This is a genomic window from Microbacterium sp. Y547 (assembly GCF_057669785.1).
On the sequence record NZ_JBYHFN010000007.1, the window covers coordinates 21,592 to 43,830 of the forward strand.

21 protein-coding genes and 1 tRNA gene are annotated in these 22,239 nt (G+C 68.8%); 18 read left to right on the top strand and 4 right to left on the bottom strand.

Annotated elements, in window-relative coordinates; all coding sequences use genetic code 11:
• The first annotated feature begins 4 nt into the window (after window positions 1-4).
• From ilvD to serA, 7 genes are all read left to right on the top strand, one after another.
• On the top strand, window positions 5-1,711 hold the full coding sequence (gene ilvD, locus AC25Y0_RS11665; protein WP_488123396.1) for a dihydroxy-acid dehydratase: 1,707 nt from the start codon (window positions 5-7) through the stop codon (window positions 1,709-1,711).
• Between the two features lie 46 nt (window positions 1,712-1,757).
• Window positions 1,758-3,560: an acetolactate synthase large subunit gene (locus tag AC25Y0_RS11670; protein WP_488134700.1), complete on the top strand. Its 1,803-nt coding sequence runs from the start codon at window positions 1,758-1,760 to the stop codon at window positions 3,558-3,560.
• Window position 3,561: 1 nt separating this feature from the next.
• Window positions 3,562-4,071, top strand: a complete 510-nt coding sequence (gene ilvN, locus AC25Y0_RS11675; RefSeq protein WP_488123394.1) for an acetolactate synthase small subunit — start codon at window positions 3,562-3,564, stop codon at window positions 4,069-4,071.
• A gap of 90 nt (window positions 4,072-4,161) precedes the next feature.
• The gene (gene ilvC, locus AC25Y0_RS11680) at window positions 4,162-5,187 is read left to right on the top strand and encodes a ketol-acid reductoisomerase (RefSeq protein WP_488123393.1); all 1,026 of its coding nucleotides are present in this window, start codon (window positions 4,162-4,164) and stop codon (window positions 5,185-5,187) included.
• 92 nt (window positions 5,188-5,279) lie between these two features.
• The gene (locus tag AC25Y0_RS11685) at window positions 5,280-5,759 is read left to right on the top strand and encodes a hypothetical protein (protein WP_488134701.1); all 480 of its coding nucleotides are present in this window, start codon (window positions 5,280-5,282) and stop codon (window positions 5,757-5,759) included.
• Window positions 5,756-6,091, top strand: coding sequence for a bacitracin resistance protein (locus AC25Y0_RS11690; RefSeq protein WP_488123391.1), 336 nt, complete (start codon window positions 5,756-5,758; stop codon window positions 6,089-6,091). Before AC25Y0_RS11685 ends, AC25Y0_RS11690 begins: the two co-directional genes overlap by 4 nt.
• A 122-nt stretch (window positions 6,092-6,213) precedes the next feature.
• The gene (serA, locus tag AC25Y0_RS11695) at window positions 6,214-7,818 is read left to right on the top strand and encodes a phosphoglycerate dehydrogenase (protein WP_488123390.1); all 1,605 of its coding nucleotides are present in this window, start codon (window positions 6,214-6,216) and stop codon (window positions 7,816-7,818) included.
• 18 nt (window positions 7,819-7,836) lie between these two features.
• On the opposite strand, the gene AC25Y0_RS11700 is transcribed toward serA, so the two are convergent.
• Window positions 7,837-8,382 carry a TetR/AcrR family transcriptional regulator gene (locus AC25Y0_RS11700; RefSeq protein WP_488123389.1) on the bottom strand — a complete coding sequence of 182 codons (546 nt, stop codon included), beginning with the start codon at window positions 8,380-8,382 and terminating at the stop codon, window positions 7,837-7,839.
• Window positions 8,383-8,448: 66 nt separating this feature from the next.
• Here AC25Y0_RS11700 and AC25Y0_RS11705 point away from each other — a divergent pair, with 66 nt between their 5' ends.
• From AC25Y0_RS11705 to AC25Y0_RS11725, 5 genes are read left to right on the top strand one after another with little or no spacing between them, the layout of a single operon-like run.
• Complete coding sequence (locus AC25Y0_RS11705) at window positions 8,449-9,981, top strand: MFS transporter (RefSeq protein ID WP_488123388.1); 1,533 nt, start codon at window positions 8,449-8,451, stop codon at window positions 9,979-9,981.
• Window positions 9,982-9,990: 9 nt separating this feature from the next.
• On the top strand, window positions 9,991-11,043 hold the full coding sequence (locus tag AC25Y0_RS11710) for a 3-isopropylmalate dehydrogenase (protein ID WP_488123387.1): 1,053 nt from the start codon (window positions 9,991-9,993) through the stop codon (window positions 11,041-11,043).
• A gap of 45 nt (window positions 11,044-11,088) precedes the next feature.
• Window positions 11,089-12,195, top strand: coding sequence for a branched-chain amino acid aminotransferase (locus tag AC25Y0_RS11715; RefSeq protein WP_488123386.1), 1,107 nt, complete (start codon window positions 11,089-11,091; stop codon window positions 12,193-12,195).
• Between the two features lie 3 nt (window positions 12,196-12,198).
• Window positions 12,199-12,972, top strand: coding sequence for a fumarylacetoacetate hydrolase family protein (locus AC25Y0_RS11720; protein WP_488123385.1), 774 nt, complete (start codon window positions 12,199-12,201; stop codon window positions 12,970-12,972).
• A complete protein-coding gene (locus AC25Y0_RS11725) occupies window positions 12,965-14,206 on the top strand; it encodes an MFS transporter (RefSeq protein ID WP_488123384.1) in 1,242 nt (413 codons plus the stop codon). The genes AC25Y0_RS11720 and AC25Y0_RS11725 overlap by 8 nt, the downstream gene beginning before the upstream one ends.
• Here the strand turns inward: AC25Y0_RS11725 and AC25Y0_RS11730 are convergent.
• Complete coding sequence (locus AC25Y0_RS11730) at window positions 14,203-15,252, bottom strand: aminotransferase class V-fold PLP-dependent enzyme (protein WP_488134702.1); 1,050 nt, start codon at window positions 15,250-15,252, stop codon at window positions 14,203-14,205. The genes AC25Y0_RS11725 and AC25Y0_RS11730 overlap by 4 nt on opposite strands.
• A gap of 73 nt (window positions 15,253-15,325) precedes the next feature.
• A complete protein-coding gene (locus tag AC25Y0_RS11735; RefSeq protein ID WP_488123382.1) occupies window positions 15,326-15,916 on the bottom strand; it encodes a hypothetical protein in 591 nt (196 codons plus the stop codon).
• A 100-nt stretch (window positions 15,917-16,016) separates the two neighbouring features.
• Between AC25Y0_RS11735 and AC25Y0_RS11740 the strand changes: the two genes are divergently transcribed.
• The 3 genes from AC25Y0_RS11740 to AC25Y0_RS11750 all read left to right on the top strand — a co-directional run bounded on the left by AC25Y0_RS11740 (window position 16,017) and on the right by AC25Y0_RS11750 (window position 18,631).
• Window positions 16,017-16,961: a LysR family transcriptional regulator gene (locus AC25Y0_RS11740; RefSeq protein WP_488123441.1), complete on the top strand. Its 945-nt coding sequence runs from the start codon at window positions 16,017-16,019 to the stop codon at window positions 16,959-16,961.
• An 11-nt stretch (window positions 16,962-16,972) separates the two neighbouring features.
• Window positions 16,973-18,487 carry a glutamate--tRNA ligase gene (gltX, locus tag AC25Y0_RS11745; protein ID WP_488123381.1) on the top strand — a complete coding sequence of 505 codons (1,515 nt, stop codon included), beginning with the start codon at window positions 16,973-16,975 and terminating at the stop codon, window positions 18,485-18,487.
• A gap of 72 nt (window positions 18,488-18,559) precedes the next feature.
• Window positions 18,560-18,631: transfer RNA gene (locus AC25Y0_RS11750), tRNA-Gln, on the top strand.
• Window positions 18,632-18,673: 42 nt separating this feature from the next.
• On the opposite strand, the gene AC25Y0_RS11755 is transcribed toward AC25Y0_RS11750, so the two are convergent.
• Window positions 18,674-19,102: a hypothetical protein gene (locus tag AC25Y0_RS11755; RefSeq protein WP_488123380.1), complete on the bottom strand. Its 429-nt coding sequence runs from the start codon at window positions 19,100-19,102 to the stop codon at window positions 18,674-18,676.
• A gap of 172 nt (window positions 19,103-19,274) precedes the next feature.
• On the opposite strand from AC25Y0_RS11755, the gene AC25Y0_RS11760 reads away from it, so the two are divergent.
• The 3 genes from AC25Y0_RS11760 (at window position 19,275) to pfkB (ending at window position 22,229) form a co-directional block, all read left to right on the top strand.
• On the top strand, window positions 19,275-20,429 hold the full coding sequence (locus AC25Y0_RS11760; RefSeq protein ID WP_488134703.1) for a calcium:cation antiporter: 1,155 nt from the start codon (window positions 19,275-19,277) through the stop codon (window positions 20,427-20,429).
• A 79-nt stretch (window positions 20,430-20,508) separates the two neighbouring features.
• On the top strand, window positions 20,509-21,288 hold the full coding sequence (locus AC25Y0_RS11765) for a DeoR/GlpR family DNA-binding transcription regulator (protein ID WP_488123378.1): 780 nt from the start codon (window positions 20,509-20,511) through the stop codon (window positions 21,286-21,288).
• Complete coding sequence (gene pfkB, locus AC25Y0_RS11770; RefSeq protein ID WP_488134704.1) at window positions 21,285-22,229, top strand: 1-phosphofructokinase; 945 nt, start codon at window positions 21,285-21,287, stop codon at window positions 22,227-22,229. Before AC25Y0_RS11765 ends, pfkB begins: the two co-directional genes overlap by 4 nt.
• The last annotated feature ends 10 nt before the right edge of the window (window positions 22,230-22,239 follow it).

A 22,239-nucleotide genomic window follows, 5' to 3' on the forward strand; every position in this document is an offset into this window, starting at 1 on the left:
GGGGATGCCCGAGTCTCGCACCGACATCGACATCAAGCCCCGCAGCCGCGTCGTCACCGACGGGATCGAAGCCACGACATCGCGCGGGATGCTCCGCGGTGTCGGCATGGGCGACGACGACTGGGAGAAGCCCCAGATCGGCATCGCATCGAGCTGGAACGAGATCACGCCCTGCAACCTGAGCCTGGACCGGCTCGCCCAGGGCGCCAAGGAGGGTGTGCACGCCGGTGGCGGCTACCCGCTGCAGTTCGGCACGATCTCGGTGTCGGACGGCATCTCGATGGGCCACGAGGGCATGCACTTCTCGCTCGTCTCACGTGAAGTCATCGCCGATTCCGTCGAGACCGTCATGATGGCCGAGCGCCTCGACGGGTCTGTGCTGCTGGCCGGATGCGACAAGTCCATCCCCGGCATGCTGATGGCCTCGGCACGCCTCGACCTGTCGAGCGTCTTCCTCTACGCGGGTTCCATCGCCCCCGGTTGGGTCAAGCTCTCGGACGGCACCGAGAAGGAGATCACGATCATCGACTCCTTCGAGGGAGTCGGCGCGTGCCTTGCCGGCCGCATGAGCGAAGCAGACCTCAAGCGCATCGAGTGTTCGTTCGCGCCCGGCGAGGGAGCGTGCGGCGGTATGTACACCGCGAACACGATGGCCTCGGTCGGTGAGGCCCTCGGGCTTTCCCTGCCCGGCTCGGCCGCCCCGCCGTCGGCTGACCGTCGCCGTGACGTCTTCGCGCACCGCTCGGGCGAGGCCGTCGTGAACCTGCTGCGCCTGGGGATCACGACCCGGGACATCCTCACGAAAGAGGCCTTCGAGAACGCCGTCGCCCTCGCGATGGCGCTCGGCGGCTCGACCAACGTCGTCCTGCACCTGCTTGCGATCGCCCGTGAAGCCGACGTCGAACTCAACCTGCACGATTTCAACCGCATCGGCGACAAGGTGCCGCACATCGGCGACCTCAAGCCGTTCGGCCAGTACGTCATGAACGACGTCGACCGTCAGGGCGGCATCCCCGTCGTCATGAAGGCGATGCTCGACGAAGGGCTGCTGCACGGCGACGCGCTCACGGTGACCGGAAAGACGCTCGCCGAGAACCTGCGCGACCTCGACCCGGACCCCGTCGACGGCACCGTCATCCACTCCTTCGACAACCCCATCCACGCCACGGGCGGCATCACGATCCTGCACGGCTCGTTGGCGCCCGAGGGTGCTGTCGTCAAGACCGCCGGGTTCGACGCCGCGGTCTTCGAGGGCCCCGCGCGGGTGTTCGAACGTGAGCGCGCCGCCATGGATGCGCTCGAGGCCGGCGAGATCGACAAGGGCGACGTCGTCGTCATCCGCTACGAGGGCCCCAAGGGCGGCCCCGGCATGCGCGAGATGCTCGCGATCACGGCCGCCATCAAGGGCGCAGGCCTCGGAAAAGATGTACTACTCTTGACGGACGGCAGATTCTCAGGCGGCACAACCGGCCTGTGCATCGGCCACATAGCACCCGAAGCGGTCGACGCAGGTCCGATCGCCTTCGTGCGCGATGGTGATCTGATACGGGTCGATATCGCGGCTCGCACTCTCGACCTACTCGTCGACGATGCAGAGCTCGCCTCCCGCCGCTCCGGCTGGGAGCCCCTTCCTCCGCGCTATACCCGTGGCGTCCTTGCCAAGTACTCCCGACTCGTGCGCTCCGCCGCTGAAGGCGCCACGACCGGCTGAGCCCCAGGCATCCGCATCCCGATCCGTCTCTGCGAGGACCATGACCATGCCCGCCGAATCCGCACCGGCCGTTCCCCGGCCTCCTGCCCGCACCGCTTCGCCGCCCGTGCTCACTGGCGCGCAGGCCGTCGTCCGATCGCTTGAGAAGCTCGGTGTCACCGACGTCTTCGGGCTGCCCGGTGGAGCGATCCTTCCGGTCTACGACCCGCTCATGGACACGTCCGAGATCCGCCACATCCTCGTTCGTCACGAGCAGGGCGCCGGGCACGCCGCCGAGGGCTATGCCTCGGCATCCGGACGCGTCGGCGTCGCGATCGCGACGTCGGGCCCCGGCGCGACCAACCTCGTGACGGCGATCGCCGACGCCTACATGGACTCGGTGCCGATCGTCTGCATCACGGGCCAGGTGTTCTCGAACCTCATGGGCACCGACGCCTTCCAAGAGGCCGACATCGTGGGCATCACGATGCCGATCACGAAGCACTCCTTCCTCGTGAAGGATGCGGCGGAGATCCCCGGCGCGATCGCGGCGGCCTTCGAGATCGCCTCGACCGGTCGCCCCGGCCCCGTGCTCGTGGACATCACGAAGGACGCCCAGCAGGCCGAGGCGCCCTTCGTGTGGCCCCCGCGCATCGATCTGCCCGGCTACCGCCCCGTCACCAAGGCGCACGGCAAGCAGGTCCAGGCGGCGGCGCAGCTGCTCGCCGAGTCGAAGAAGCCCGTCTTCTACGTCGGCGGTGGCGTCATCCGCTCCGGTGCGGCGGCCGAGCTGCTCGCTCTCGCCGAGACGACCGGCGTCCCGGTCGTGACGACCCTCATGGCGCGCGGCGCGTTCCCGGACTCCCACCCGCAGCACCTCGGCATGCCCGGGATGCACGGCACGGTGCCCGCCGTGCTGGCGCTGCAGGAATCCGATCTGCTCATCTCGCTCGGCGCGCGCTTCGATGACCGCGTGACGGGCAAGGCGGCACTGTTCGCTCCGAACGCGAAGGTCGTGCACGTCGACATCGACCCCGCCGAGATCTCGAAGATCCGCACGGCGGACGTGCCGATCGTCGGCGACGTCCGCGACGTGCTCGCCGACTTCGACGAGGCCTTCCGCAGCCTCACCGCGGGCACCAAACCCGATTTCGATGACTGGTGGTCGTATCTCGACGGTCTGCGGGATGAGTTCCCGCTGGGCTATGCGCAGCCGACCGATGGTCTGATGTCGCCGCAGCATGTCATCCAGCGCATCGGCGAGCTGACCGGCCCCGAGGGCATCTACGCCGCCGGCGTCGGCCAGCACCAGATGTGGGCGGCGCAGTTCATCAAGTACGAGCGTCCGAACTCGTGGCTGAACTCCGGCGGTGCCGGAACGATGGGCTACTCCGTTCCCGCCGCGATGGGCGCCAAGGTCGCCGAGCCCGACCGGGTCGTGTGGGCGATCGACGGCGACGGATGCTTCCAGATGACAAATCAGGAACTCGCGACCTGCATGATCAACAACATCCCGATCAAGGTCGCCATCATCAACAACTCGTCGCTCGGCATGGTGCGCCAGTGGCAGACGCTCTTCTATGAGGGCCGCTACTCGAACACCGACCTCAACACCGGCCACGACACCATCCGCATCCCCGATTTCGTCAAGCTCGCCGAGGCCTACGGCTGTCTCGCACTGCGTGTCGAGAAGGAAGAAGACGTGGATGCCGCGATCCGGACCGCGCTCAAGACGAACGACCGCCCCGTGGTCATCGACTTCGTCGTGAGCGCCGACGCGATGGTGTGGCCCATGGTGCCGCAGGGGGTCAGCAACAGCTACGTCCAGTACGCGCGGGATCACTCGCCGTCGTTCGATGAGGAGGCCTGAGATGCCCACGCACGTTCTGAGCCTTCTCGTCGAGAACAAGCCGGGTCTGCTGACCCGCGTCGCGGGCCTGTTCGCCCGTCGCGGCTTCAACATCGAGTCCCTCGCCGTGGGCGTCACCGAAGTGCCGGGACTGTCCCGCATCACGGTCGTCGTCGATGTCGATCAGCTGCCCCTCGAGCAGGTGACGAAGCAGCTCAACAAGCTCGTCAACGTCATCAAGATCGTCGAGCTCGAGTTCGCATCATCGGTGCAGCGCGAGCACATGCTGATCAAGGTCCGCGCCGACAACCAGACGCGGTCCAACGTGCTCGAGGTCGTCAATCTCTTCCGGGCACAGGTCGTGGACTACGCGCCTGACGCACTCGTCGTCGAGGTCACGGGCGACAAGGGCAAAGTCGACGCGTTCCTGCGCGCCCTCGAGCCCTTCGGCGTCAAAGAGCTCGCCCAGTCCGGCCTGCTCGCGATCGGACGCGGCGGCAAGAGCATCACCGAGCGCGTCCTGCGCGGCTGACCACACGAACACACTCCGGCTCCTGAACTCGTCGACGGACCGGTCACGACACCTCGACAAGCTCGGGGACCGAAGCAAAAGGAGAAAACCATGGCTGAGATCTTCTACGACGCCGATGCCGACCTCTCGATCATCCAGAACAAGAAGGTCGCGATCGTCGGCTACGGCTCGCAGGGTCACGCTCACGCGCTGAACCTGCGCGACTCGGGCGTCGAGGTCGTCATCGCGCTCAAGGAGGGCTCGAAGTCGATCGAGAAGGCCTCCGACGAGGGCTTCCAGGTCATGAACGTCGCGGATGCGACCGCCTGGGCCGATCTGATCATGATCCTCGCGCCCGACCAGCACCAGCGCGGGATCTACAACGACTACATCAAGCCGAACCTGGCTCCCGGCAAGACGCTCGCCTTCGCGCACGGCTTCAACATCCGCTTCGGCTACATCGACGCGCCCGAGGGCGTCGACGTCATCCTCGTCGCCCCCAAGGCCCCCGGCCACACGGTGCGTCGCGAGTACGTCGCCGGTCGCGGCATCCCGGACATCATCGCCGTCGAGCGCGACGCGTCGGGCACGGCGTGGGCGACGGCACTGTCGTACGCGATGGCGATCGGCGGCACCCGCGCCGGCGTCATCAAGACGACGTTCACGGAAGAGACCGAGACCGATCTCTTCGGCGAGCAGACCGTGCTCTGCGGCGGTGTGTCGCAGCTCGTCCAGTACGGCTTCGAGACGCTCTCCGAAGCGGGCTACCAGCCCGAGATCGCGTACTTCGAGGTGCTGCACGAGCTCAAGCTGATCGTTGACCTCATGTGGGAGGGCGGAATCGCCAAGCAGCGCTGGTCGATCTCGGACACCGCCGAGTACGGCGACTACGTCTCGGGTCCGCGTGTCATCGACCCGAGCGTCAAGGAGAACATGAAGGCTGTGCTCGCGGACATCCAGTCGGGTGCCTTCGCGAAGCGCTTCATCGACGACCAGGACAACGGCGCGATCGAGTTCGCCGAACTGCGCGACAAGGCCGCGTCGCACCCGATCGAGTCGGTCGGCCGCGAACTGCGCTCGCTCTTCGCGTGGAAGCAGCAGGACGAGGGCTACACCGAGGGCAGCGCCGCGCGCTGATCTGGTCTGGCTTCACCGACGGGCGTCCCTTCGCGGGGCGCCCGTCGGCGTTTCCCGACGTCATCGGTGCGCGCCCGACTACGCTGGGACGCGTGGATCGCGATGCGGATCAGGATGCCCTCGCCTGGGACGGCGATGATGACCCGACCCTCGACGCACCCCAGCGTCTGCCCGACTCCGACCTGCCCCCCGGGTACTCCGTCGTCGGCAAGGGGAGCGCGGAGTTCGAGACCGCGGCCCAGGAGCGACGCGACGCGGCGGCACCCGCGCCCGCCGCGATGAGCAACACGGCGCTGCTGTTCCTCGGCGTCTTCGGCGGGATCTACCTGCTTTACACGATCGGCTGGCTCCTCGGCGGGATGCGACTGCAGCTCTACGCTCTGGGTGCGGTGCCGGCCCCGTTCTACTTCGCCTCGTTCGTCCTCGCCGCCGCGGCGCCGGTCGTCTGGTTCGCCACGACCTACCTGCTCACCCGTGGGATGAAGGCGTGGCAGCGCTTCGCATGGTTGTCCGCGGGGGCTGTGCTGCTCGTTCCGTGGCCGTTCCTGATGGTGGGGGCGGGGCCGCTATGAGCACGGCAACACGTCGCGCCGCCATGCCCACGTGGCTCATCGCCACGATCGCGGGCGCCTTCGGCCTGTTCTACGCGTACGCCGTCTGGGGCGCCCTCGACTTCCTCCTGCTGCAGGCCGGGGGCAACCTCGGGCTCAACGCCTTCGGCTGGTTCGTGCTGCTGTTGGCCGTGGCCTTTCCGATCATCATCTTCGCGGCGGCGTTCGCGCTCGGCTGGCGGCGCCCGGCCTGGCAGTTCGCTCTGCTGCTCCTGGCAGGGCTCGGGCTCTCGGCGGTGTTCTGGCTCGACATCCTCGCGTACGCCGCGACGAGCTTCGCGCTGTACGGCTGAGCGGCGTCGCACGGTCAGAGAGACGTGTTCGGGCGCGCTAGGCTGGGCGCCAGCCTCGTCCCAATGGCGTGCGGCGTGGCATCAGTCTGATCTGCCGTCGCACAGCACCCGAAGGATTCACCGTGACGAAGCCTGTCGTTCTCATCGCCGAACAACTCTCACCCGCCACGATCGACGCGCTCGGTCCCGATTTCGACGTGCGTCACGTCGACGGGACGGACCGCCCCGCGCTGCTGGCCGCGCTGGCTGACGCCAACGCCGTCCTCGTGCGCTCCGCGACCAAGATCGACGCCGAGGCCCTCGAGGCCGCACCGGTGCTCAAGGTCGTCGCCCGTGCCGGCGTCGGGCTCGACAACGTCGACATCAAGGCGTCGACCACGGCGGGCGTCATGGTGGTCAACGCCCCGACGTCCAACATCATCTCGGCCGCCGAGCTGACGATCGGCCACATCCTGTCGCTCGCGCGCCGCATCCCCGCCGCGCACGCCTCGCTGGCACAGGGGGAGTGGAAGCGCAGCGCCTACACGGGCACCGAGCTGTTCGAGAAGACCGTCGGCATCGTCGGCCTTGGCCGCATCGGCGCGCTCATCGCTGCCCGCCTGCAGGCATTCGACATGCGCGTCATCGCGTACGACCCGTACGTCACGAGCGCGCGCGCACAGCAGCTCGGTGTGCAGCTCGTCACGCTCGACGAACTGCTCGAGCAGAGCGACTTCCTCACGATCCACATGCCGAAGACCCCTGAGACGACGGGCATGATCGGCCTCGATCAGATGCGCCGTATGAAGCCGACGGCGTACGTCATCAACGTCGCCCGCGGTGGCCTCATCGACGAGGAAGCGCTGTTCGAAGCCCTCACGACGGGTGAGATCGCCGGTGCGGGCCTCGATGTCTTCACGACCGAGCCCCCCGTCGAGGGCGGTCCCGCCCGCAAGCTCCTCGATCTGCCCAACGTCGTGGTCACCCCGCACCTCGGTGCCTCGACGGACGAAGCGCAAGAGAAGGCCGGAGTCTCGGTCGCCCGTTCGGTGCGCCTCGCACTCGGCGGCGAACTCGTGCCCGACGCCGTCAACGTCGCGGGCGGAGTCATCGACCCCTACGTGCGACCCGGCATCCCGCTCGTCGAGAAGCTCGGCCAGATCTTCGCCGCGCTCGCGCACTCCCCGCTCACGTCGGTCGACGTCGAGGTTCACGGCGAGCTCAGCGCCTACGACGTCAGCGTGCTGAAGCTCGCCGCGCTCAAGGGCCTCTTCACGAACATCGTCAGCGAGACGGTCTCGTACGTCAACGCGCCGTTGCTCGCCGAGCAGCGCGGTATCGAGGTGCGCCTGCTCGTCGACGACGACAGTCCCGAGTACCGCAACATCATCACACTGCGCGGTGCGCTCTCGGACGGATCCCAGCTGTCGGTGTCGGGCACGTTGACCGGCACGAAGCAGATCGAGAAGATCGTCGACATCAACGGCTACGCGATCGAGCTGCCGATCGAGCGCAACCACGTCGTCATGGTCTACCAGGACCGCCCCGGCATCGTCGCGATCTACGGTCAGAAGTTCGGCGAGGCCGGCATCAACATCGCCGGCATGCAGATCGCGCGCCGCGAGGCCGGCGGTCAGGCCCTCTCGGTGCTCACGATCGATTCCCCGGCGCCCGAGGGCCTGCTCGAGGATGTGAGCGCGGCCATCCAGGCCGACCTCTTCCGTCAGATCGAGATCACCGAGTCCTGACGGCCGGGCCGTGCCCGGTCAGAGGCTGATCGCGCGCTCGACGAGTGCGATCAGCGCGTCGAGCTCGGCGCCCTCGGGCGTCGGGCCCGGGATCGCGCCGCCTGCGAGCGCGGTGTTGAAGTAGAGACCGTCGCTCACGAGCATCACCAGGTCAAGCGCCGCGCCGTCGGGCGCGTACGGCCGCAGCGCGTCCGCCCATTGTTCGCGCAGGTCGCGCAGCGCGTCGCCCGCGGCGGCGTTGCCGCCCTGTGCGAGACGGGCGGATGCCACGATCGCGCGGTCCAGCGGCGTGCCGCCGAGCACCGATGAGCGCAGAAAATGCGCAACGGGGCCCTCGGGTGCGTCGAGGATCGCGGCGACGTCTTCGTCGGCGAGCACGCGCAGGCGGTGGAGCACGCCCTGCTCGAGGGCGTCCTTCGATGCGAAGTGATAGAGCAGGCCGCCCTTGGAGACACCGGCGGTGCGAGCCGTGGCATCCATCGTCGCGGCACGTGCGCCGTCGTCGATCAGGAGCGATTCGAAGGCGTCGAGCACCTTCTCGCGAGCGAGGGGAGGGCGGCTCATGCGCGACCCCCGGACACTGTCGACATCCTGTTACTATACCGGCTGGACGGTTTAGAAAGGCATTCCATGACGACGGGTCCCATCACGGCTGCGATTCGCGCAGAGCACCAGCAGCGGGTCGGCTGGCGCGGCTGGGCGGCGCTGGTCGTGCTCATGCTTCCCGTGCTGCTGGTTTCGGTCGACAACACGGTGCTGAGCTTCGCGCTGCCCGCCATCGCGCTCGATCTCGAGCCGACGAGTGCGCAGCAGCTGTGGATCATCGACGCCTACCCGCTCGTACTCGCGGGCCTGCTCGTCACGATGGGCACGCTCGGCGACCGGTTCGGCAGGCGGCGGATGCTGCTGCTCGGCGCCACCGGATTCGCCGCGGTCTCGGTGCTCGCCGCGTTCGCGCCGACGGCCGCTCTCCTCATCGCCGCGCGTGCCGGCATGGGCGTCTTCGGCGCGATGCTGATGCCGTCGACGCTGTCGCTGCTGCGCACGATCTTCACCGACCGCGATCAGCGGCGCTTCGCCATCGCGGTGTGGGCGTCGATGTTCTCGGCGGGGGCCGCTCTCGGGCCGATCGTCGGGGGCATCCTGCTCGAGCACTTCGCGTGGGGTTCGGTGTTCCTCATGTCCGTCCCCGTGCTGGTGCCGTTGCTCGTTCTCGCGCCGCTCCTCGTGCCCGAGAGCCGTGACCCGAAGCCGGGCCGGATCGACGTCGTGAGCATCATGCTGTCGATGGCGACCTTGGTTCCGATCGTCTACGGCATCAAGGAGCTCGCCGTGTACGGGCCGTTGAGCCTCGCGCCCGTGCTGTTCGCAGCCGGGATCGCCTTCGGCTGGCTGTTCGTCCGCCGACAGCTGCGCGCCGAGACGCCCATGCTCGACATGCGGCTCTTCCGCAATCCGACGTTCAGCGGAGCGCTGCTCGTCAACCTGCTGAGCGTCATCGGGCTCGTCGGATTCCTCTTCTTCGTCGCGCAGCACCTGCAGCTCATCATGGGATTGAGCCCCATGATGGCGGGCTTCGCACTCGTTCCCGGTCTCACGGCGATGATCGCGGCGGGTCTGCTCGTCGTGCCGATCGCCAAGCGGTATCCCGCGCACATCATCGTGCCGTCGGCGCTGGCATTCTCGGTCCTCGGTTACGTGATGGTCGTGTTCTCGACGGGGCCTGACACGCTGGGGCTGCTGATCGCCGCGTTCGTCGCTCTCGGCATCGGGATCGGTGCCGCCGAGACGGTCTCGAACGAACTCGTGCTCGCGAGCGCTCCGCCGGCGAAGGCCGGCGCCGCGAGCGCGGTGTCAGAAACGGCCTACGAGCTCGGGGCGGTGCTCGGCACGGCCGTGCTCGGCGGCATCCTGACCGCGCTGTATCGCACGAGCCTCGTTCTGCCCGAGGGGCTTTCCGCCGCGGCCGAGAGCGCGGCGCGCGAAACGCTCGCGGGAGCCGTGCACGTCGCGGAAGGCCTCGACAGCGCGACCGGCGACGCGCTCCGCGAAGCGGCGGCCCACGCCTTCGATTCCGGCGTCGTCGTGACGGCGCTGATCGGCGCGGGCCTCGTCGTCCTGGCCGCTGTCATCGCCGCAGGGATGCTCGGTCGCCGCCGCTAGGCTGAAGCAATGTCGCGAGTTGTGAAGCTGGCCGTCATTCCCGGCGACGGCATCGGTCCCGAAGTGATCACCGAGGCCGAAAAGGTCCTGGATGCCGCGACGGCGGGCACCGGCATCCGCTTCGACAAGACCCGGTTCGATCTCGGAGCGGCGCGCTTCCTCGCCACCGGCGACACCCTGAGTGACGGGGATCTCGAGGCGATCAAAGCGCAGGATGCGATCCTGCTCGGCGCCGTCGGGGGAGTGCCCGGCGATCCCCGTCTGAAGGACGCCAACATCGAGCGCGGGCTGCTGCTGAAGCTGCGCTTCGAACTCGACCACTACGTCAACCTGCGCCCGTCAAAGCTGTACCCGGGAGTGCCGGGACCGCTCGCCGACCCCGGCGACATCGATTTCGTCGTCGTGCGCGAGGGCACGGAAGGACCGTACGTCGGCAACGGCGGGTCCATCCGCCAGGGCACACCGCACGAAGTCGCCAACGAGACATCGGTCAACACGGCCTTCGGCGTCGAACGCGTCGTGCGCTATGCGTTCGATCTCGCTGAACGGCGTCGCCGAAAGCTCACGCTCGTGCACAAGACCAACGTGCTCGTGCACGCCGGCGGGATCTGGAAGCGCATCGTGGATGCCGTGGCCGCGGAGCATCCGGGCGTCGAGGTGGACTACCTGCACGTCGATGCCGCGACCATCTTCCTGGTCACCGACCCTGAGCGTTTCGATGTGATCGTCACAGACAACCTGTTCGGCGACATCCTCACCGACCTGGCCGGCGCCGTCACCGGTGGCATCGGCCTCGCGGCCTCGGGAAACATCAATCCCGACGGCACGTTCCCTTCGATGTTCGAGCCCGTCCACGGCTCGGCACCCGATATCGCGGGAGCGCAGAAGGCCGATCCCACTGCCGCTATCCTGTCGATCGCACTGCTGCTTGATCATCTCGGGTTGCAGGACGAATCCGCCCGCGTCACCCGTGCCGTCGAAGCAGACATCGCGGATCGGGGCGAACAGACCCGCACGACTTCCCAGATCGGCGACGCGATCGCGGCACGCCTGCAGGCGTAATCTGTAACCGCGCACCGCGTCGACACTCACCAGCCAGGACGTGACATGACCCTCATCGATTCAGAAACCGACGCCGGCCTCGAGACGCTCGAGTTCGCCGTCACCCGCAACCTCGCAGCCAAGACGCCGCAGCAGCGCGCCGAGATCCTCGCGAACCCGGGCTTCGGCACGAACTTCACCGACCACATGGTCGACATCTGCTGGTCCACCGGCGGCGGGTGGCACCGCCCGCGCGTGCAGCCGTACGGTCCGATCGCCCTGGATCCCGCCGCAGCCGTGCTGCACTACGGGCAGGAGATCTTCGAGGGCATCAAGGCCTACCGGCACGCCGACGGGTCGGTGCACACATTCCGTCCCGAGCAGAACGCCCTCCGGCTGCAGCGCTCCGCCCGACGGCTCGCCCTGCCCGAACTGCCCGTCGCGTACTTCCTGCAGTCGATCCGCGAGCTCGTCGCCGTCGACGGCGACTGGGTGCCTTCCGGCGAAGACCAGAGCCTCTACCTGCGACCCTTCATGTTCGCCAAAGAGGCGTTCCTCGGTGTTCGCCCCGCACAGAAGGTCGCGTACTACCTCATCGCATCGCCCGCCGGTGCGTACTTCAAGGGCGGCGTGCAGCCGGTCTCGATCTGGCTCAGCGAAGAGTACGCGCGCGCCGGCCGTGGCGGCACGGGTGCTGCCAAGACCGGCGGCAACTACGCCGCCTCGCTGCTGCCGCAGGCCGAGGCCCACGAGCAGGGCTGCGACCAGGTCGTGTTCCTCGACCACGACCGCAACATCGAAGAGCTCGGCGGCATGAACGTGATCTTCGTCTATAAGGACGGGCGCATCGTCACTCCGCAGTCCGACTCGATCCTCGAGGGGATCACGCGCGACTCGATCCTGCAGCTGGCGGCCGACCGCGGCCACACGGTCGAACGGCGCACGATGCCGTTCACGGAATGGCGTGAGGGCGTCGCATCCGGTGACATCGTCGAGGTGTTCGCCTGCGGAACGGCGGCCGTCGTCACCCCCATCGGGGTACTCAAGGGGAGCGACTTCGAAGACGTGCAGCCGCGCGGCGAGCTCGCGATGTCGCTGCGCGAAGAGCTCACCGACATCCAGTACGGGCGCCGCGAAGACCGGCACGGCTGGCTCACGCGACTGGACGGCTGACACGTGCGCATCGCCCGGTTCCGCCACAACGAGACGATCCGATTCGGCATCGTCGATGAGAGCGACCTCGTCGTACTCGCCGGCGACCCCATGTTCGCCGGGTTCGACACGACGGGTGAGCGTGTGCCGCTCGCCGATGTCGCCCTGCTCGCCCCCGTCATCCCCCGCTCGAAGATCGTGTGCGTCGGCCGCAACTACCGCGACCACGCCGCCGAGATGGGCAACGACGTGCCCACGGCGCCGCTGCTTTTCTTCAAGCCGAACACGGCCGTCATCGGACCCGGTGACTCGATCGTCATGCCGCCGCAGTCGGAGCGCGTCGACTTCGAGGGCGAGCTGGCAGCCGTCATCGGCCGCGTCGCCAAGAACGTGCCGGCCGAGCGTGCGCTCGAGTACGTCTTCGGGTACACGATCGCCAACGATGTCACGGCACGCGACCTGCAGAAGAGCGACGGACAGTGGGCGCGCGCAAAGGGCTTCGACACCTTCTGCCCGCTCGGCCCCGCGATCGAGACGGATTTCGATCTGACGGGCGACGCCGTGCTCTCGACGCGCGTGAACGGCGAGGTGAAGCAGCAGGCGCCGCTCACCGACATGATCTTCCCGCTGGCGGATGTCATCGCCTACGCCTCTGCGGCGTTCACGCTGCTGCCGGGCGATGTCATCCTCACCGGCACGCCCGCCGGGGTCGGTCCGCTTGCCTCCGGCGACATCGTCGAAGTCGACATCACGGGGCTGGGCGTCCTGCGAAACGCCGTGCGCGCCGCGGATGCCTGAGGGATCCTCGCTCCTCGATCACGATGTAGCCCGCGTCCAGCGGCGCTCGGTCTGGGTGCTCTCCCTCGGGCAGATCCTCGGCGGAATCGCGTTCGGAGCGACGATCTCGCTCGGCGCGGTGCTGGCGGCCGAAGTGTCCGGCGATGAGACGCTCTCGGGGCTCGCAGCAGCGGCGGTCACCTTCGGCACGGCGGTCGTCGCCGTGCCGCTGGCCGCCTTCGCCCGCCGGTTCGGCCGCCGCATCTCTCTCGCGATCGGCATGCTGGTCGCTCTGATCGGCGTCGCGATCGTCATCGCCGCCGTCGGTGCCGGCTCGTTCGGTTTCCTGCTGACCGGGTTCCTGCTCATCGGCGGCGGTCAGGCCGCCAATCTGCAGTCGCGGTTCGCCGCCGTCGACCTCGCGACCGACCGCACGCGGGGCCGTGACCTGTCGATCGTCGTGTGGGCGACGACGATCGGGGCGGTCCTCGGGCCCAACCTGACCGGGCCCGGTGAGGCTCTCGGGTCGCTCATCGGCATGCCCGCGCTGACGGGTCCGTACATCTTCACGATCGTGGGGCAGGCGCTCGGCGTCGCGTTGTACCTGTTCGCTCTGCGTCCCGATCCGCTGCTGCTCGCCCAGCGCGTCGTCGCCCATCGCGCGGGGGGCGCGGGTGCCCCCATCGCCAAGCCGGACCGCCCGCGCGTCGCGCGCTACGCGATCTTCGCCGTCGCGGCCACACACGGCGTCATGGTGTCGGTCATGGCGATGACACCGGTGCACCTGCTGCACCACGGAGCCGACCTCGTCGTGATCGGGATGACGATCAGCCTGCACATCGCCGGCATGTACGCCCTCGCACCCGTCTTCGGCATCCTGGCGGATCGGATCGGCCGAGTGCGCACGATCCTGGTCGGCCAGGCGCTGCTCGTCGCGGCGCTTCTCACGGCGTCGTTCGGTCAGGAATCGACGATCGCCGTGACGGTCGGCCTCGTGCTGCTCGGGCTCGGCTGGAGCGCTTCGACCGTCGCCGGCTCGACCCTGCTCACCGAGGCGAGCTCGGAAGAGCGGCGCACGCGACGGCAAGGGCTCAGCGACTTCGCGATGAGTATCGTCGGAGCCGCCGGCGCGATCCTCGCCGGGATCGTCCTCGGGTGGATCGGCTACGGCGGACTCGCTCTCGTCGCGGGAGTCGCCGTCATCGCCGTCGTTGCGCTGTCCCCGGCCGGCCGCTTCGTGACCGCGCGGGATTAGCGCCCGAGTGCGAGCAGCGCCCCGTCGACGTCGTCATCGTCGTTGAAGATGTGAAAGGCGACACGGGCGCGGCCCGCCCGCCCCGACGCCGTGATCCCCGCCGCCGCGAGGGCCGCGAGGTCGTCGCCCGCGGCATCCGCCCATGTCACGATCGCGCTCGCGCGTGCGGGATGCGCCAGACCCATCCCGTCGCGGAAGCGGGCGGCCAGCCGGGTGGTCTCGTCGTGGGCAGCGTCGCGATCGAGGCCGGCGAACAGAGCGAGCGCCGGCTCGGCTCCGATGAAGGCCTGCCACGCCGGCGACACGTCGAACCGCCGCGCGTCGGCGGCGAGGTCGAACTCGTGTCCGTAGCACGACACCCACGGGTCGGCACCGGAGTACCACCCGGCGAAGATGGGCGTCATCTCGCGCGCGAAGCGGGGCGACACCGCGAGAAAGGCGACTCCGCGCGGTGCGCAGAGCCATTTGTAGGCGTGGCACACGACGGCGTCGTAGCGCTCGGCGTCGACCGGCAGCCAGCCGACCGCCTGCGTCGCGTCGGCGAACGTGCGCGCCCCGACCTCGCCGGCCGCCGCGAGGATCGCGTCGACATCGGCGACGTCTCCCGTCGCCGACTGCACGATCGAGAACGCGACGAGCGAGGTCGACGCGGTGATGGCCCCGGCGAGTTCGTCGAGCGGCGCGGTGCGCAGGCGGATTCCGCGCCCCGCGTGCGCGAAGGGCCGCACGACCGACGAGAAATCTCCCTCGGGCACGAGCACCTCGCCGCCGTCGGGGACGGCGGTCGCAACGAGGCCCGTGAATACCGACGCCTGCGCGCCGATCGCCACACGGTCTGCGCCGACACCGACGAGCCGGGCGAAGTGGGCGCGCGACCGCTCGACGATGTCGCAGTATCCCGCGATGTCGATGTCACCGCGGGCGGCCGCAGTGGTGTCGGCAATGACGGCGTCGCGGGCGGCGCGGGGCGGCAGACCCGCGGTGCAGGCTGCAAGGTAGCCGCTGCCCCCGTCGAAAGCGGCGCGTGCCGAGAGCAGAATGTCCATGCCTCCAGCGTCCGCCGTCGGAACCTATTCGTCTAGGACCGTCAATGGATGATGAGCATCACGCGATGTGATGTCATGAGTTCCAGATAGATGCCTGCAGATCAGTCAGGAGCGCGGCACCGTCGAGGTTCGTCGCCGATTGATAGATCCAGAGGTCGCCGCGCGTGAACACCGTCTCGACCGTGTCGACGGGATACTGCGCGTTCGGCGCCGTGATGCTGCACATGTCACCGCCGTCCGTCCCTTGCCCGCACTCCCAGCCGTCACTCGCGAGTGACGCGATGTATGCGTCGGATGCCGTGGGATCGACCTCGCTGATGAGCACGAGATAGCCCGTGGCATCGCCGCCGAACCAGTCGCATCCGAGCACGAGGGTGCCGCCCGGCGGCACCGGACGGACGAATCCCTCGCCGTCGCCCTGCAGCACGAGCGGGTCGACCGTCTCGGCGCGCGTCTGAGCGCTGCCGACGTCGTCGCACGAGGCCGGCAGGGTGGAGGACGAGGGCACAGACGGGGCCGGTGCCGGTGTCTGCGGAGCGGGGGACAGCGAACCGACGGATGTCGGCAGGGGCGTCGGCTCCGACGGGCCGGAGGCGCACGCCGTGAGGCTCAGAACGAAGGCGGCGGCAAGAGCCGCGATGCCCGCTGTGCGGTGCCGAATCATGGGTCCTCCTGGTCTGGGGAGAGCTTACGTGCGGCCGTCGGGATGCGGCAGAGGGTGTGCGGACATAGGCGCGCCATATGCTTCTCGCGTGACCGATTCGATGAGCGCCGATACCGACTTCGACGTCCACGCGCTGCGCGTCGTCAAGGCGATCGCCGATGAGGGGTCGATCACCGCGGCCGCCGCTCACCTCGGCTACAGCCAGCCCGCCGTCAGCCAGCTGCTCAAACGGCTCGAAGCGCGGCTCAGCGTCGCTCTCGTCGAGCGCGTCGGGCGCGGCGTCCGGCTCACCGAAGCAGGCCGGATCCTCGCGCGTCATGCTCCCGCCGTCACGACGGCGCTGGATGCCGCCGCAGAGGAGCTCGCCGAACTGCGCGGCCTCCGCTCCGGACGCGTGCGCCTCGTCGGATTCCCGTCGGCCTCGCCGACGATCGTGCCGCGACTCATCGCCGACCTGGGGGCCCGGCACCCCGGGGTGACGCTGACGTATGTCGAAGCCGAGCCGCCCGAAGCCGTCGAGGCGGTGCGTGAGAATCGCGCCGACATCGCGCTCACCTTCAGCTACCCGGGCGATCGCGACGACCCCCATGGCGTCAGCGCACGCGGGCTCTCGGTGCGCACCGTCGGCACGGACGAGCTCGTCGCGGTGCTGCCGAGCGGGCACGCCGCCGCGGCGGGGGAGACGCTCGATGTGGCCTCGCTCGCCGACGAGCCGTGGATCGCGGGATGCCCGCGGTGCCGTGGGCACCTGCTCGAGCTCTGCGGCCGCGCCGGCTTCGCCCCGCGCATCGCGATCGAGACCGACAACGTCGTCGCCGTGGAGGGCCTCGTGGCGCAGGGCATCGGTGTCGCGACGCTGCCTCGTCTCGCCGTCGATGCCTTTCCGCTGCTGGCGGGCCTCACCGTGCTGCCGCTTGCCGGAGAGAGTCGCACGCTGCACGTCGTCACGGCTCACGGGGCCCCGCGAGTGCCGTCCGTCCGTGCAGCGCTCGAGGCGCTCGACCGCGCGCTCGCCGGCCCGATCGCGAGGACCGCGCGCAACTAGACTGGGCGGCGATGTCTTCTACACCCGATCCCCGCACCACGACCGCCGGCGGCCCTGACGTGCGCGTGCGCTTCTGCCCGTCGCCCACCGGTCTTCCGCACGTCGGAATGATCCGCACGGCCCTCTACAACTGGGCATACGCCCGGCACACCGGGGGCAAGCTCGTGTTCCGCGTCGAGGACACCGACGCGGCGCGCGACAGCGAAGAGAGCTACCGGCAGCTCGTCGACGCCCTCACGTGGCTGAAGATCGACTGGGACGAAGGCGTCGAGATCGGCGGCCCGCACGCGCCGTACCGTCAGTCCGAGCGCGGCGAGATCTACGCCGGGGTGCTGCAGCGACTCGTGGCATCCGGTGCCGTGTACGAGAGCTACTCGACGGCCGAAGAGATCGATGCACGCAACGCCGCGGCGGGCCGGGCCAAGCAGCTCGGCTACGACAACTACGACCGCGATCTGACCGACGAGCAGAAGGCGGCCTTCCGCGCCGAGGGGCGCGAGCCCGCCTGGCGCCTGCGGGTGCCCGACACGGACACCACCTACGTCGATCTGATTCGTGGCGAGGTGACCTTCCCCGCGGGATCCTTCCCTGACTTCGTCATCGTCCGTGCGGGCGGTCAGCCCCTTTACACGTTCACCAACCCCGTCGACGATGCACTCATGGGCATCACGCATGTCATCCGCGGCGAAGACCTCATGCCCTCCACGGCCCGTCAGCTCGCGCTGTACAGCGCGCTCATCGACGCCGGTGTCACGACCTTCGTGCCGCGCTTCGGGCACATGCCGCTCGTGCTCGGCGAGACGGGCACGAAGAAGCTCTCCAAGCGCGATCCCCAGGCAGACCTCTTCCTGCAGCGCGAGAAGGGCTTCATCCACGAGGGCCTGCTGAACTACCTGGCCCTCCTCGGCTGGTCGATCGGCCCGGACCGCGACATCTTCTCGCTCGACGAGTTCATCGCCGCCTTCGACATCGCCGATGTCAATCCGAACCCGGCACGTTTCGACCAGAAGAAGGCCGAGTCGATCAACGGCGACCACATCCGGATGCTGCAGCCGGCCGATTTCGCCGAGCGCATCGTGCCGTATCTGGTGGACGCCGGGGTGCTCACCAACCCGCCGACACCGAGCGAGCTCGCACTGCTCGCCGAAGCCGCCCCTCTCGTGCAGGAGCGCGTGCAGCTGCTCGGCGAGGTGCCGGGCCTGCTCGGCTTCCTCTTCACGAACGAGATCGAGTACGCCGAGGATGCGCTGAAGGGTCTTCCTGCGAACGCGGGCGAGGTGCTGGTGGCATCCGTCGGTGCTCTCGAGCTGGTCCCCGAGACCGATTTCACAGCCGCAGCCGTGCAAGAGGCGCTGTCGTCCGCGCTCATCGAGGGCCTCGGCCTCAAGCCCCGCGTCGCCTATGGGCCGCCTCGGGTCGCCATCAGCGGACGCCGCATCTCACCGCCGCTCTTCGAGTCGATGGAGCTGCTGGGCAAGGCGGAATCGATCCGTCGCCTGGGCGCTCTCGTCGACAAGATCGGGTGAGACACGCCGGTTTGGTTTAGGCGCGATTGCGGGCTAAACTCGATCCTTGTGCGCGGCTCTGCCGCGTGACGGTGGGGTATGGTGTAATTGGCAACACGGCGGTTTCTGGTACCGTTGTTCTTGGTTCGAGTCCAGGTACCCCAGCAGTTACGAAAACCCTCGGTCATCCCGAGGGTTTCGTGCTTTCTACGCGCTGACCGCCTTCTTCACGAGGGCGCGGATCTTCTTCTCTGCAGCCGCGGTCATCTCGAGCACCGCGAATGAGGTCGCCCACATCTCGCCGTCGTCGAGGTGCGCCGCCTCATCGAACGAGATCGTGCCGTAGCGGGTGTCGAACTTCGACGCGGGCTGGAAGAACACGACGATCTTCCCGTCGCGCGCATACGACGGAAAGCCGTACATCGTCTTCGGGTTGAGGTCGGGCGCCTCCTCCATCACGATCGCGTTCAGGGCGACGGCGATCTGCTTGTCCGTGCCCTCGAGTGCGTCGATCGCGTCGACACAGGCTTCGAGCTCCCTCGCGAGTTTGGCTGCCCCTTTGAGTCCCTTCGTCGTTCGCAGCTCTTCGGCGCGCTGCGTCATCGCGGCGCGCTCGTCGTCGCTGAACCCCGTCATAGCGGCTCTCCCTCCGGATCCGGTGCACCTCAGGTGTGCGCATGTTCCGATCTTGGTCGATCGGGGCCGCGGCGAGAAGGGGGACAGCGATAGGATTCCTCGCAGAGACCGGACGGGACGACCCGTTCGTCAGGACTTTCGTCGGGACGGCCCGCAGACGAGGCAGTGGACCATGCAGGTCATCTCCCTATTCCGCGCGATCCTCACCCCGCCCGCGGTCATCCCGCTCCTGCTCGGCTGGGCGGCATTCGCGACACTGTGCGCCCTACGCCCGATGCTGCAGGGGCACCTCTCGACGCCCGCCCTGTTCGCGCTCCTCGCGGCGATCATCGCGGTCATCGTCGTGTGCGCGTTCGGGGTCGTCGCGCAGGCGGAGCACCTCGCGCGCAGGCTCGGTGACCCGTACGGCACGCTCGTGCTGACGCTGTCGATCGTCGTCATCGAGGTCATCCTGATCTCGGCGGTCATGCTCGGGCCGGGGGAGCACCGCACGATCGCCCGCGACTCGGTGATGGCGGTGTCGATGATCATCCTCAACCTCGTCGTCGGCGCCGCGCTTCTGGTGGGCGGTATCCGTCATGGCGGGTTGCGTCCGAACAGGACAGGGGTCTCGGCGTATCTCGCGCTGCTCGTCGTGCTGCTCGCGACGGCCTTCGCGCTGCCGGCTCTCATCGGCGTCGATGGCGCGTATACGCCTGGCCAGGCAGTCTTGATCCTGTTGCTCACCGTCGTGCTGTACGTGTTCTTCCTGTGGCGACAGATGGGGGCGCAGCGCGATGACTTCCGCGAAGTGCTCGTGGCCCGTGACCCGGCGGAGCCCCTGGCCGCGCCGGACCTGCCGCGCGCCGATATCCGCGCGATCCTGGCAGCGCACCGCGCCGAGGTTCTCGCGCGAATGCTCGTTCTCGTTCTCACCGTCGCGCCCATCGTGCTGCTGTCGCATGACATGGCCTCGCTGCTTGACGAAGGACTGCATCGCCTGGGGGCGCCCGTCGCGCTTTCGGGCATCCTGATCGCGCTGATCGTCTTCCTTCCCGAGACCATCACGACGATCCGGGCGGCATTCATCGGCGAGATCCAGCGCGTGAGCAACCTCTGTCACGGTGCTCTCGTCTCCACCGTGGGCCTCACGATCCCCGCGGTGCTCACGATCGGGCTCCTGACGGGACAGACCGTCGTCCTCGGGGAGAGCCCCGTCAACCTGGCGCTCCTCGCGATCACGATGCTGCTGTCGGTCACGTCGTTCCTCGGCAGGAGGACGACGGCGCTCCACGGCGGTGCGCACCTCATGGTGTTCGTGCTCTACGCTCTCGCCGTCTTCTCCTAGCCGCAAACCCGATCGCCTTCGGATCTTGTTCTCTGTGGGATTGCGTTGTACCGTGTGGGAACCCCGTCGAGGAGGCCCCGTGTACGCGACCGAACGCCATGCGCTGATCGAGCGGCTCATCGCGCAGGAGGGCCGCGTCCGCGTCGTCGAGCTGGCGCGTCGATTCGACGTCACGACCGAGACGGTAAGACGCGACCTCGGAGTGCTCGAGGACGCCGGGGCGCTGCGGCGCGTGCACGGGGGCGCCGTGCACACCGACCGCGCGAGCACGGCCGAGCCGTCCCTCAGTGACCGGCTGCGGCGCCGTGCGGCCGACAAAGCCGCGATCGCGGAGCGCGCGCTCGGGGCCATTGCGCCCGGCTTCCGAGGCTCGCTCTTCATCGACGCCGGCACCACCACAGCGGCTGTCGCGACGCAGCTCGCCCCGCGTCTGTCCGGTGCCCCGATCGATGTCGTGACGCACGCCCTGCCCATCGCCCACGCGATCGCGGGTGTGCAGAACGTCTCGCTCACTCTGATCGGCGGACGCGTGCGCGGTCCGACGGCGGCTGCCGTGGGGGCCGCGACCGTGCGCACGATCGACAGCCTGCGGCCCGATGTCGCCTTCGTCGGCACGAACGGGGTCTCGCCGACGTTCGGTCTGAGCACGCCGGACTCCGAAGAAGCAGCCGTGAAGGCCGCGATCATCCGCGCCGCGCGCCGGGTCGTCGTCGTCGCGGATTCCGAGAAGTTCGACCGCGACCTGCTCGTGTCGTTCGCGGGCCTGTCCGAGATCGATGTGCTCGTGACCGACGTCGCGCCGCAGGAACCGCTTGCGACCGCTCTCGCAGGCGCCGACGTAGAGGTGTGGTGCGCATGATCGTGACCCTGACGCTCAACCCCGCGCTCGATCGCACGATCACCCTGGGTGCCCCCCTGCAGCCGGGCGAGGTGCAGCAGGCGCTGGGCGAGCGAGAGGATGCCGGAGGCAAGGGCATCAACGTCGCTCGAGTGCTCAAAGGTGCCGGCCTAGCGACACTCGCCGTACTCCCGCTCGCCGACGGCGACCCGTTCGGCGCCGTGCTGCGCTCGGCGGGCGTTCCGGTGCGGACGGTGCCGATCGAGGGCGCCGCGCGCGCCAATCTGACGATCACCGATCCTTCGGGGCGCACGACCAAGCTCAATCTCGCCGGCGCCGCTCTGAGCGAAGCCGAGGCGCGGGCGATCATCGACGCGACCGTCGAGGCGACTGCGGACGCGCGCTGGCTCGTCCTCGCGGGATCGCTGCCGCCCGGTGTCGGCGATGACTTCTACGTCGACGTCATCCGAGCCGTCCGTGACGCGCTGGGCGAACGAGCACCGCGCATCGCGGTCGATACGTCGGGGGCCGCCCTGCACGCCGCCGTCGCGTCAGGGCATCCTGATCTGATCAAGCCCAACGATGACGAACTCGCCGAGCTGGCATCGGCGCCCCTGTCAGACCGTGACCTCGTTGCGAGCGTCGTCGACGTCGCCCGGGCGATCGTGCCGAGGCGCGCGCGGGCAGCCCTCGTCACCCTCGGCGGGGCCGGGGCCGTGTACATCGACGCCCACGGAGCCTGGGCTGCGGCGGCGCCGCGGATCCATGTGCAGAGCACGGTCGGCGCCGGGGACAGCTCGCTCGCCGGTTTCCTTCTCGCCGAGAGCGCCGAGGCGGTCCCTGCGGACGCTCTGGCGAACGCCGTTCGCTATGGCTCGGCAGCCGCCCGCCTGCCAGGAACCCAGGTGCCGACGCCCGGCGACCTGGGCGACGACGACATCCCCATCACACGCATCGCATAAGCAGCATCCA